13 protein-coding genes are annotated in these 11658 nt (G+C 61.4%); 7 read left to right on the top strand and 6 right to left on the bottom strand.

What is annotated here, in order from left to right; genetic code table 11:
- The first annotated feature begins 49 nt into the window (after nt 1-49).
- Nucleotides 50-283: a hypothetical protein gene (locus tag ACFOSS_RS05115; protein WP_377151042.1), complete on the top strand. Its 234-nt coding sequence runs from the start codon at nt 50-52 to the stop codon at nt 281-283.
- Between the two features lie 7 nt (nt 284-290).
- On the opposite strand, the gene xerC is transcribed toward ACFOSS_RS05115, so the two are convergent.
- Genes xerC through lptM form a run of 5 tightly spaced genes read right to left on the bottom strand, consistent with a single transcriptional unit; the run spans nt 291 to nt 4235 of the window.
- Entirely contained in the window at nt 291-1241 is a 951-nt protein-coding gene (xerC, locus tag ACFOSS_RS05110; protein ID WP_377151041.1) for a tyrosine recombinase XerC, read from the bottom strand.
- The gene (locus ACFOSS_RS05105) at nt 1234-1917 is read right to left on the bottom strand and encodes a DUF484 family protein (protein ID WP_377151040.1); all 684 of its coding nucleotides are present in this window, start codon (nt 1915-1917) and stop codon (nt 1234-1236) included. Before ACFOSS_RS05105 ends, xerC begins: the two co-directional genes overlap by 8 nt.
- A 5-nt stretch (nt 1918-1922) precedes the next feature.
- The gene (gene dapF / locus ACFOSS_RS05100; protein WP_377151038.1) at nt 1923-2753 is read right to left on the bottom strand and encodes a diaminopimelate epimerase; all 831 of its coding nucleotides are present in this window, start codon (nt 2751-2753) and stop codon (nt 1923-1925) included.
- Nucleotides 2754-2761: 8 nt separating this feature from the next.
- Nucleotides 2762-4012, bottom strand: coding sequence for a diaminopimelate decarboxylase (gene lysA / locus ACFOSS_RS05095; RefSeq protein WP_377151037.1), 1251 nt, complete (start codon nt 4010-4012; stop codon nt 2762-2764).
- A 46-nt stretch (nt 4013-4058) separates the two neighbouring features.
- Complete coding sequence (lptM, locus tag ACFOSS_RS05090; protein ID WP_377151036.1) at nt 4059-4235, bottom strand: LPS translocon maturation chaperone LptM; 177 nt, start codon at nt 4233-4235, stop codon at nt 4059-4061.
- Nucleotides 4236-4308: 73 nt separating this feature from the next.
- On the opposite strand from lptM, the gene cyaY reads away from it, so the two are divergent.
- Both cyaY and ACFOSS_RS05080 read left to right on the top strand, forming a co-directional pair.
- Nucleotides 4309-4623 carry an iron donor protein CyaY gene (cyaY, locus tag ACFOSS_RS05085; RefSeq protein WP_377151035.1) on the top strand — a complete coding sequence of 105 codons (315 nt, stop codon included), beginning with the start codon at nt 4309-4311 and terminating at the stop codon, nt 4621-4623.
- Between the two features lie 14 nt (nt 4624-4637).
- The gene (locus tag ACFOSS_RS05080) at nt 4638-4931 is read left to right on the top strand and encodes a SelT/SelW/SelH family protein (RefSeq protein ID WP_377151034.1); all 294 of its coding nucleotides are present in this window, start codon (nt 4638-4640) and stop codon (nt 4929-4931) included.
- Here the strand turns inward: ACFOSS_RS05080 and ACFOSS_RS05075 are convergent.
- The gene (locus ACFOSS_RS05075) at nt 4928-7432 is read right to left on the bottom strand and encodes a class I adenylate cyclase (RefSeq protein ID WP_377151033.1); all 2505 of its coding nucleotides are present in this window, start codon (nt 7430-7432) and stop codon (nt 4928-4930) included. The two genes, ACFOSS_RS05080 and ACFOSS_RS05075, sit on opposite strands and share 4 nt — an antisense overlap.
- Before the next feature lie 246 nt (nt 7433-7678).
- On the opposite strand from ACFOSS_RS05075, the gene hemC reads away from it, so the two are divergent.
- The 4 genes from hemC to ACFOSS_RS05055 are packed head-to-tail and all read left to right on the top strand — an operon-like array spanning nt 7679 to nt 11590.
- Entirely contained in the window at nt 7679-8614 is a 936-nt protein-coding gene (gene hemC / locus ACFOSS_RS05070; RefSeq protein WP_377151031.1) for a hydroxymethylbilane synthase, read from the top strand.
- The gene (locus ACFOSS_RS05065; RefSeq protein ID WP_377151029.1) at nt 8602-9330 is read left to right on the top strand and encodes a uroporphyrinogen-III synthase; all 729 of its coding nucleotides are present in this window, start codon (nt 8602-8604) and stop codon (nt 9328-9330) included. Before hemC ends, ACFOSS_RS05065 begins: the two co-directional genes overlap by 13 nt.
- A 4-nt stretch (nt 9331-9334) precedes the next feature.
- A complete protein-coding gene (locus tag ACFOSS_RS05060; protein WP_377151028.1) occupies nt 9335-10429 on the top strand; it encodes a uroporphyrinogen-III C-methyltransferase in 1095 nt (364 codons plus the stop codon).
- Nucleotides 10430-10441: 12 nt separating this feature from the next.
- Nucleotides 10442-11590, top strand: a complete 1149-nt coding sequence (locus ACFOSS_RS05055) for a heme biosynthesis HemY N-terminal domain-containing protein (protein ID WP_377151027.1) — start codon at nt 10442-10444, stop codon at nt 11588-11590.
- Nucleotides 11591-11658 lie beyond the last annotated feature (68 nt).

The raw sequence follows: 11658 nt of genomic DNA, 5'->3' as shown, positions 1-11658 counted from the left end.
GGTTACGATGCCGCCTTTGCTTCGGTCATCGTTTTGTCATGAGAATGCCATGTTGTCACGCCCGCTGTTCTGGCTGCTGAGCCTGCTGTTATCCCTGAGTCTGCTGCTGTGGCGACTGGTGGATTTCATCGATGAAGATCAGCAGCGCAATTACCACATGACCCGGGGCGGATTGGCGATTCAGGGAGCAGAGGCCGAGTGGTTACAGTTGGCCGGCATAGCGCTGTGCGTGGTGGCCGGCGGCATCTGCTGGTGGCAATGGCGGCGCCGGAAGCGCCGCTGAGCACCGGTTACGCGTCGTCAGGCGTCGCGTCGGACGGTTCGTCCGGCTGGCGTCTGGCGCGCGGATGAGCCTGGTCGTAGACGTCGGCCAGATGCTGGAAGTCGAGGTGGGTATAGATCTGGGTGGTCCCCAGATTGGCGTGGCCAAGCAGCTCCTGTACGGCACGCAGATCGCCGGAGCTCTCCAGCAGGTGGGTGGCGAAGCTGTGCCGCAACTTGTGGGGGTGAACATGCGCAGCCAGCTGTTGCCGTGTGCCCCAGCTGGCCAGCCGTTGCTGGATGGTCCGGCTGCACAGACGCCGCTTCTGCAGGCTGACAAACAGCGCCGGCTCTTCGCCACTCACCAGTTGCGGCCGCACCTGCAGCCACTTGTCGAGCCATTCGATGGCCAGGCGACCAACCGGCACCACCCGCTCCTTGTTGCCTTTACCGATCACCCGCAACTGACGGTCATGCCGGCTCAGATCGTCGACATTCAGTGCCACCAGCTCGGATAACCGCAGCCCGGACGAATAAAACAGCTCCATGATGGCCCGATCGCGGATCACCAGCGGCTCCTCGCTCGAGGGCAGGTTCAGCAGCTGATAGACCTGATCGACATCCAGATTTTTGGGCAGCGGCCGCCCCTGCTTCGGGGTGCTGATGCCCCGCGCCGGATTCGCCGGCAGCACCCCTTGCCGCACCAGATAATCGGCAAAGCTGCGCAGCGCCGACATCTTGGTAGCAATGCTGCGCGGTGCCTGCTGGCCATGGCGATGCAGGCGCACCACCAGCCGCCGCACGGCGGCCGCACTGAGCCGGGACCAGTCATCCAGCCCCTCTTCGTGCAGCAGACGGCACGCCTCGCCGAGGTGACGACGGTAGTTCTCCCGGGTATGGGCACTGAGCTGGCGCTCGACGCGCAGAAACTCGATAAAGGCGTCGACGGCAACCCGCAATGCCGAGGCGACATCAGTCATGGAAGGTCACCATGTTCGGCAGCAGCAGGGTGATGAAGCGGCCGAGCTGCTCCAGCAACAGGCTGTCCATGCCGGCATGGTAGTGTTCGCCGTTGGCGTGACCAAAGGCCAGGAAACCCAGGTCGCCCTGTTCTCCGAGGCGCAGCAGGGCGATGGAGTGCACCAGGGCCCCTTCGCCAAACAGTGCCTGCCGTTCCTGCTCACCCAGACGGCCGAAGTAGACGCGCTCGCCGCGCATCAACTGCATCGTCAGTTGCTGGCAACGTGCCGCCGGCATCACGAAGCCGTGATCGCTGCGTTTGGCCTTGATGCGGCCATTGTTGATCCACAGCGCGCTGGCCGGAATGCGCAGCCGCTCGCGGAAGGTCTGATGCAGGCGTTTCCACAGTTGGCGCAACGTGGTGCAGCCAAACAGCTCGGGGTAGACATCGGCATAGACACGGAATATGTGTTCATTGCGACTGGCGGTGCTGGTCAGGGCGCGCAGCTCCTGATCCAGCGTGTCGATGCGCTCACGCTGCCGCTCCTGCTGCAGCGCCACCAACGAGACCGCACCCTTGACCGGATGGGGGATGTGCAGGTGATCGAGCAGCGCCTGATGACGCAGAAAAAACTCCGGATGGCGTTGCAGATACTCCACCACTTGTTCTTCGCGTAACCGCTCGTCCAACTGCATCAGGCTCACAGCTCCAGCTCTCCGTCAAACACATGCTCGGCCGGTCCGGTCATGAAAACCGGCGTCCCCGGCCCTTGCCAGGCGATCTGCAGGGTGCCACCGGGCAGGTGCACCTTGACGCGATCGCGCAGCTTGCCCTGTTGCATGCCTATCACCGCCGCCGCACAGGCGCCGGTGCCACAGGCCAGGGTTTCCCCCGCCCCGCGTTCAAACACCCGCAGGCGGATCTCGCCGGCAGAGACCACCTCCATGAAACCGACGTTGACCCGCTCGGGGAAGCGATCGAAGCTCTCGAGCAAGGGCCCCAGCGTTTCGACCGGCGCCGTTTTCACCGCGTCGACATTCAGTACGCAGTGCGGGTTGCCCATCGACACCACGCCGCACATCACCGTCTGTTCGGCGACACGCAGCAGGTAGGTCTTCTCGGCCTTTTGCGCCCGAAACGGCACCTTGCCCGGTTCAAACTCCGGTACGCCCATGTTGACGGTGATCTGGCCATCCGGCTCGACCTGCAACACGATGCGGCCACTCATGGTGCTGACGGCAATGCGGTCCTTGTTAGTCAGCCCCTTGAGGCGGACAAAACGGGCGAAACAGCGCGCGCCATTGCCACACTGCTGTACCTCGGAGCCATCGGCATTGAAGATACGGTAATGAAAGTCCTGTTCCGGGTCATACGGCGGCTCCACCAGCAGCAGCTGGTCAAAACCGATACCAAAATGCCGGTCGGAAAGACGGCGAATGGTCTCCGGGCTGAAAAACACCTTCTGCGTCACACCGTCGACGACCATGAAGTCGTTGCCGAGGCCATGCATCTTGGAAAACTGAATCATCATATCGGGCCTCACGGCAGAGTCCGCTCCAGGCGCCATAGATCGCTGAGCGGCTCGCGCTCACGCACCAGATGGGCCTGTGCGCCATCCACCAGCACCTCGGCAGCACGCGGACGGGTGTTGTAGTTTGACGCCATCGCAAAGCCGTACGCGCCGGCAGAACGCACCACCAGCAAGTCGCCCTGCGCTACCCCCAGCTCACGATCCTTGCCCAGGAAGTCACCGGTCTCGCACACCGGGCCGACGACGTCGTAACGACGCTGCGGACGCGCCAGGCTGCGGTCGGCCGGAATGATGTTCATCCAGGCACCATACAGCGATGGCCGGATCAGATCGTTCATCGCCGCATCGACGATGGCGAAGTGCCGATCCTCACCCTCCTTCAGATACTCGACCCGGGTGACCAGCACACCGGCATTGGCGACAATGGCACGACCCGGTTCAAAGATCAGCTGCAGATCGCGCCCGGCCAGCTTGGCCTTCAGGGCGGCGGCATACTGTTCCGGATGCGGCGGGTTCTCGTCGCTGTAGTTGACGCCCAGGCCACCACCGACATCGAGGTGGTGAATGTGAATGCCCTCGGTCGCCAGACGATCGATCAACGCCAGCAACCGATCCATCGCCTCGAGGAAGGGTTCCAGCTCGGTCAGCTGGGAACCGATATGGCAGTCGATGCCGACGATCTCGATATGTGGCAGCGTCGCCGCCTGCCGGTACAGCGCGATGGCACGCTCAATCGGCACACCGAACTTGTTCTCTTTGAGACCCGTCGAGATATAGGGATGGGTACCGGCATCAATATCGGGATTGACGCGCACCGAAATCCGCGCCCGCTTGCCGAGCTCCCCGGCCACCTGATTCAAGCGCGCCAGTTCAGGTTCGGACTCCAGATTGAAACAGAGGATCTCCTGCTCCAGCGCGAAACGCATCTCGGCTTCGCTCTTGGCCACACCGGAGAACACCACCTTGCTGGCATCACCGCCGGCCGCCAGCACCCGTGCCAGTTCACCACCGGAGACGATGTCGAAACCGGAACCGAGCCGGGCCAGCAGGTTCAGCACGGCGATGTTGCTGTTGGCTTTGACTGCATAGCAGATCAGGTGCGGCACCTCGCCGGCAGCCTGGTCGAAGGCGTGCCAGTGGCGCTCGAGCGTCGCCCGGGAATAGACATACAGGGGAGTGCCATACTCGGCCGCCAGTTGGCTCAGTTCGCAGGACTCGACGCCCAGTTGGCCATTTTCCCGGTAATTGAAATAATCCATTGATCCTCGTCTTCCTTAAATCGTGTGACTGTATCCGCTCCGGCCATCAGGGCTGGGAGACCGCCGGAGTATCCGTCTTCGGCGCAGGCTGCTGCGCCGGGCTCTCGGCGCTGGCGGCAGGCTGTTCTTTGGGCAGGACTAGAGGCCCTTTCAAGCCGCAGCCCGCCAGTTGGCACAGCAGCAGCAGACTCAGGGCAGTCCAGACGCGCGTCGGTTTCTTCATGGTCTGGTTTAAAAAGCAAATTGGCCCTCTATAATCGCACTCATCCTTTTAAATGCAATAGGACCGGATACAGATGAAAGAGAGCGAGTTCCATGTGCTGGCGGACGCGCGTTTCCAGATGATTGAAGAGGCGATCGAGCAGAGTGGCGTCGACATCGACTGTGACACCTCGGGTGGCATTCTGACGCTGACCTTCGAGAACCGCAGCAAGATCATCATCAACAAGCAACCACCGCTGTGCCAGATCTGGGTAGCGACCCGGGCCAACGGCTTCCACTTCGACTACAAGGATGGCCAATGGATCGACAACCGCGAGGGACATGAATTGATGGCCCTGCTCTCCGCCGCCTGTACCACCCAGGCCGGCGAAGATGTCGAACTGAACTGAACGGAGCGCCTGTTATGTCCAAACCGGTCATCGATATCTATTACTGCCGGCAGTGCAACTGGCTGCTGCGCTCGGCCTGGATGGCGCAGGAGCTGCTAACGACGTTCAGCGAGGAGCTGGGCTCGGTCAACCTGCATCCGGACACCGGTGGCCACTTCGAGATTCTGGTCGACGGTGAGACGCTGTGGGAGCGTAAACGCGACGGTGGCTTTCCGGAGATCAAGGAGCTCAAGCAGCGGGTGCGGGACCGCATCGACCCGGACCGCGATCTCGGGCATACCGATCGCGCCGCCGGCCGCCAGGACTAGAGCTCGCGGTTCAGATCGCGCTGCGGAGAGCGGTAGGGTTCAACCTGCTGCTCGCCGTCGCGCCACACCAGCTCATAGAATTGCGGCAGATTGAAGTTGATGAACTGGCTGTCGTGATTGAAGCGCTCATGGGTCAGGGTGTAATAGCGGTTTACGCTGAGCACCAGATCATCCTTGCTGCCTGAGTAGTCGCGATAAATCTCGATTTGGTTGCGCTCGTCGAGGACATAGACATTGAAGCCGCTGTCGTGGCTGGTTTCCTCGAAGAAGAACTGGATCAAGCCATCGCTGGCATAGGCATCCACCACGGAGGGAACGCGCAGTTGGGCCTGCCCCTCTTCCAATGGCTGGCGCTCAAGCTTGTTGCTGGAGACCTGGCGATAGAAATCGATGGCACTCTCCAGCCTCTTGACCGACACACCGCGCCGCTCAAGGAACAACGCAAACCGCTCGCTGCCGATGGTCAACATGCGCACCAGGCGTTGCTTGTCGCGCGCCAGCCGCAGATCGATGCATTCGAGAATTAACTGGTGGAACTGCTTGCGGATCAGTCCGCGGAAGTGGCGGCTGTAGCAGAACACATCCACGGCTTCCGGGGCCATCGCGTCCTGATGCATCTTGCCCAGTATGGTCGACAAGGCCTCAACGACGGCTTCCGGGCCGGTGAAGTGCAGGGTGCGAATTTCGTTCCACGAGTTACGGTAGACAAGATCTATGGTGCCGACCAGACACTCCTGCCGCTGCCCGAACGTCAGCACATCGGCGTTGTCGGCATCGAACTCCAGTTCACGATCTTCCCAGTGCGAGGTCGGGTCCAGCTCCAGATTGAGGAAGATGCCGAGATGACGGATCTCGCATGGCCGGCTGAGCGCCAGATTGCTGGCCGGAGCAAAGCGCACCGGAAACGTCGCCGCCAGGTCATGGGAGAACTGCTGCAACCCTTCGAGATCGATATCTGCGCCCATGGCGCGCATATGCAGCGCACTCTGGTTGGTCAGCAGCCCATTGAAGTATGCCCAGGCGATCAATTTGCTCAGGTAGCCGTTATATTCCAGCGGCGCCTGACCGAGAATGTCTGCAGGATGGAGTGAACGGTTATACAGATACCAGCCGGCGCGATTGATGCGCCCGGGCGGCACCTGGATGATACTCAGATTCGGCTCGTGCAGGTCGGGCGCTATCTTCAGATTGATGCGCTGCACCTTGCCAGGCAGGGCTTCGAATGCCGCATACAGCTTGCGCGACAGGATGCCGATGTCTTCCGGGTTGATTGACTCGCTGATGTTGTTGCGGCGCGCAAACTGGATCAGCTGGCTGTAGCTCTGCATCAGGGCTTCGAGCAGCTCGTTGTAGGCCAGCTTGACCTCGGCGACCTTCCAGTGGTTGCGGTTATCGAGGTGATGCAGCATCTCGCGACTCCAGCCCCACTGCTGTACCAGCGAGGTGATGACATCACGCCGCCACTGGCCATGGCGCGGCTCCTCGGCTCGGCTGAGGTCGTCGCACACCTTCAGATAGAAGCAGCGCCGCGCCAGATCGAGGCGCTTCAAATCACCCTGTCCTGTTAGATAGCTGGTGACCTTCTCCAGCATCAGGTAATAGGTATCCAGTTGCAGACTGTAGTCGTCATGCTGCTGGAACCAGTCACGGGTCGTCATCGACAACAGCTGGGTCTGGGGAAACTCGGCCGAGTAGGCCTCCATCAACAGGATCTTCAACACCGCTTTGTACGGCGAATCGAGCCCCTTATATAGCAACCACAGCGCCGAGCCGAAATACTCTTCAGCCGGGATGCGTTGCAGCGACCCCAGATCCAGCCATTCCCGGCGTTGCAGTTGGCCGGAGCTAAACAGCGCCTCGACCCGGGCATCATAATCCGGCTCCCACTCGGCCGGCAGGATCGGCCACAGCAGGCGCTGACCGGCGATGCGCAATGCGCTGCGGTAGAACTCGTCGAGCAGCAACAGGTGCTGGGCACTGCCACAGTTGTCACCACCCAGTTCGGCATGGTTCTCGAGGCGAAACTTGTTATCCGGAATCAGGAAGAAGTTCAGCTCGACACCGCGATTCTCGGCCAGCTTGGAGATCAGCAAGCACTTGTGCTCCAGCAGCTCCAGGCGTTCAGGCTCCAGCTGATGAGAGTGGCAGACCCAGATATCGAGGTCGGAACGACAGCATTGGCCGATGGAGGAGGTACTGCCCATCGAGTAAAGGCCGAGTATCGACAGCTCATGCGCCAGAATGCCGCCATGACAGTTGGTGGCCAGACAGATGTCATCAATGAAATCGCGCTGACTTTCAGACAGGGCAAAGCAGGCGATGCCGTGCGGAACTTCTCCGGAGACATAGCCTGGCAGGAGCGGATGGTTGAAATGGAACAGCACCGGCAGCAGTTCAAACAACTGCTGGCCATGTTGACTCATTGCTTCCAATGCACGCTCGGTTCTGGTCTGGTTGATCGCATCATAGCGCGCTATGAGCGAAGCAAGTTCATAAGACAACCGACTGACCTTCACATCCTGAGTGATTACCCGCACCGATTTCGGGCAAAAGTGTGAGCATGGTAACAACAGGTAACAGGCGGGTAAACCCCTTCACGGAAAGGGATTTTTACGCCTCCTGGTTAATCGATTCACTGAAATTTTCGCGAGCTGGCGCACACCGTTGGCCACGATGCCAGTGGCCATGCAGTCGCGGGAGAAGAATGTTAATATCCGGTTATTGTCGCCCCAGAGATCAAGGCCCCAATGAGATCCCGGATACGCATAGCAACCCGCAAGAGCCCCCTCGCCCTGTGGCAGGCCAACCATATCAAGGCCCGCCTTGAAGCCCTTTATCCGCAGCTGGACGTCGAGCTGCTGCCGATGAGTACACGTGGCGACCATATCCTCGACAGCCCGTTATCGAAGGTGGGTGGCAAGGGATTGTTCGTCAAGGAACTGGAACAGGCGATTCTCGACGGGCGCGCCGACATAGCCGTGCACTCGATGAAGGACGTTCCGGTGGAGTTTCCTGCCGGGCTCGATCTGTGCCTTATCTGCGAACGGGAGGACCCGCGGGATGCCTTCGTCAGCCCCCGTTTCCCGTCACTGCAGGCGTTGCCACCCGGTAGCCGGGTCGGCACCTCCAGCCTGCGCCGTCAATGCCAGCTGCGCGCCTTGCGTCCCGATCTGCAGATCGGTGAACTGCGCGGCAACGTCAACAGCCGGCTGGCCAAGCTGGACGCCGGTGAATATGACGCCATCATTCTGGCCGCGGCCGGACTCAAGCGGCTGGGCCTCGACACACGGATAACCGAATTGCTGACGGTCGAAACCAGCCTGCCGGCCAATGGCCAGGGAGCGCTGGGCATCGAGTGCCGCCCCGATGACACCGAGCTGCTGGCGCTATTGGCACCGCTGGCGCATGAGGCCACGGCGCTGTGTGTCAAGGCGGAACGGGCCATGAATCGCGCGCTGCAAGGGGGATGTCAGGTACCGATCGGGGCTTATGCCTGCTTGCAGGAGCAACAACTCTGGCTGCGCGGACTCGTCGGCTCGCCGGATGGTCAGACGGTGTTACGTGCCGAGTGCCACGGACCCGCCACCACGGCTGAAGCGCTCGGTCATGCGCTGGCCCAACAGCTGTTGCAACAGGGCGCAGACCGCATCCTCAGCGCTGTGTACGGTGCATGCGACCATTAATCCTGCGACCGCATCCCCAGGCCGAGGCCCTGGCCAGCCAGCTGCGCCGCGCCGGCCATGATCCCGTAGTCCGCCCGCTACTGGAGGTGATCCCTGGCCGGGAGTTGAGCGATCTGCCCGAGCATCTGGCGCATCACCCCTGGCTGATTGCCATCTCGGCTGCCGCCGTCGAACAGGCCCAGCGCTGGCTGCACAGCCACCAGTTGAACTGGCCACCCACCCCCACCTTTGCCGTTGGTCAAGCCACAGCCGAGGCATGGCACCAGGCCGGACGGACGGCTCGCTATCCGGACGACGCCCGCAGCGAGGGGATACTGGCGCTACCGGAGATGACGCTTGTCGCAGGACAGCGGGTTCTGATCCTGCGGGGTGATGGCGGCCGCGAATGGCTGGCGGAACAATTGCGTGCCCGCGGGGCCCGCGTGACCTACTGCGAATGCTACCAACGCCACTGGTTACCGCTGGATGGTCAACAGTTGTGCAGCCAGTGGCGTACAGCCGGGGTAGACAGTGTTATTATCTCCAGCGGAGAGCTGCTGCGACGACTGCTGTCGTTGTTGCCAGAGCAGCAACGTGATTGGTGGCAGCAGTGGCGCTTTATTGTTCCCAGCCACAGGGTTGCCGAACTGGTGCTGGACGCTGGCCTGCCCGCCCCCACCATCGCCACAGGCGCTTCGCACTCCGCCTTTTGTCAGGCTCTAGGTCATGAGGAATAACCGGATGACAGAACAAGAATCGACCCCGAACATGTCCGTGACTGTCCCGTCGGCAGCAGAGCCGATACCCTCGGCAGCCCCTGCCAGCCCGCTGGCAGCGCCTCGTCAGCCCCGGCAATGGTTGGCTGGCGTAGCCATCCTGCTGCTCATCGCTACGGCGGCCGGGGCCTATGTCTATGACAACAGCCGTCAGCAACAGCAACGCGAACTGATCCATCAGTTGGAGTTGCGCCTGGCGGCCCTGCAGGAGCAGCAGCCGGGTCTGCAGGAAAATGACAAGCAGCGCCAGCAACAGATCCTCAATCTCGGCACCGAGCAGCAACACTTGGCCGACAAGCAGGGCATGCTGGAAAAGCAACTGTTGCAACTGCAAAGCCGGCGCCCGAATGACTGGCTGCTGGCCGAGGCGGATTATCTGGTACGCATGGCCGGGCGCAAGCTGTGGCTGGAGCACGATGCCACCGCCGCCCAGATGCTGCTGTCTGAAGCTGACAATCGGCTGCGTGACCTGAATGACCCTAGCCTGTTGCCGTTGCGTCAGGCACTGGCGAAAGATATTGCCGGCCTGAAAGAGCTACCGCAGCTCGATAGTGAAGGGCTGGTGCTACGCTTGGGCGCCCTGATTGATAACGTCGATCAACTGACCCTGCTCGGCTTGAACGCCAACCAGAACACCCCCAGCACACCGGTGGATGCGCCCTCGGAAGATCTGGCTGATTGGCGCAGCAATCTCGGCAAGAGCTGGCATGCTTTCACTGACAGCTTCATCACCATTCGGCGCCGTGATGGCCAGGTCGAAGCCTTGTTGTCACCGCAACAGGAGTGGTACCTGAAGGAAAACCTGAAGACCCGTTTCCTGCAGGCACAGCTGGCGATCTACCGCGAACAACAGGCGGTGTATGAGGACAACCTGACCAAGGCCGACAAGTGGATCGAACAGTATTACGATCCGAACGATGCCACGACCCAATACATGCATAGCGAGATCGCCCGTCTGCTGGAGCAGGCCGTCAGTGTGTCACTGCCCAAGCAGTTCCAGAGTCAGACCCAACTCGAAGATCTGGTCCGTCAGCGTCTGCAACATCTGGCCGCAGAATAAGGGGGCTTCGCCATGATTCGTTTTCTGCTGCTCGTGATGATTGCCGCCGCCGCTCTGGTCACCGGTCCCCTGCTGGCCGGCAACAAGGGGTATGTACTGATCGCCATCGGCTCTTACACCATCGAGATGACGGTCATCAGTGCCTGTCTGCTCGCGCTCATGCTGTATGCCGCGCTGCTGGTGCTAGAGGCCCTGCTGGGCCGGCTGTTTGGCCTGCGTGGCGCCACCCGGCGCTGGTTTGCCAGCCGTAACAGCCAGAAGGCCCGTATCCAGTTGCATAATGGCTTGCTGGCGCTGGCAGAAGGTGAGTGGGCGCGAGCCGAAAAGCTGTTTCACAGCAGCGAACGCCGCAGTGATGAGACGCTGGTCCAGTTGTTTTGTGCCGCCGAGGCCGCCAATGCGCAAGGAGCCGATGCGCGGCGTGATGACTACCTGCAACAGGCTGTTACCGCTCACCCGGAAGCCGGATTGGCCGCCGGGCTGTTGAAGGCCCGTCTGCAATTGCGTCGCGGCGCAACCGCCGAGGCCGTCAGCACGCTGCAAGCGCTCCGCATCGAGCACCCCAAACATGCCGGCCTCAGCAAGCTGCTGGCCGAGGCCAGCCTGGCAACGGACAGCTCCGCGGCACCGGCGGCGCTGCTAGCACCACAGCCCACGGCCGACACCGAAGCGCTGGCGCTGTATCGCCAGGCACTTTGTGCTGCAGGCAGTGACCTCAATGCGCTGCAACAACACTGGCAGCAAATACCGAAAAGCTGGCGTCAGCGCACCGAACTACAAGCCGTCTATGGCCGCCAACTGCTGCAATTGGGCCAGGAGGAGACCGCCGCGAGCCTGCTGCAAGAGTGGTTGCGCAAAGCCCCCGCCACGCCGCTGCTGGATCTGATACCCGATCTGACCCAACCACAGCCATCCCTGCTTGCGACCTTGCAGCGCCACCCTGCCACTGAACCTGGCATGGCCCAAGCCATTGGCTGGCTGCTTCTGTTGCAACGAGACTATCCGCAAGCCCAGCGACAGCTGGAGCAGGCACTGGCCTCGCAGCCGGATCCCCGTACCTACCGCGCCCTGGCGCGACTGATGGAACAGCAGCGCCTATTTGAAAAAGCCAGCGAATATTATCGCTTGAGTCTGGCGGCCAACCCTCAGCAGCGCGGCTAGCTTCGCCATCTGTCGACCGCACAGCAAACTGTCAATGACAGAATTGACAGTTTGCTGTTCATTACGTC

This window comes from Pseudaeromonas sharmana, from assembly GCF_042649925.1.
GTDB lineage: Bacteria > Pseudomonadota > Gammaproteobacteria > Enterobacterales > Aeromonadaceae > Pseudaeromonas > Pseudaeromonas sharmana.
The sequence above is the reverse complement of the archived record's forward strand: the minus strand, read 5'-3'. Positions and strand labels throughout refer to the sequence as shown.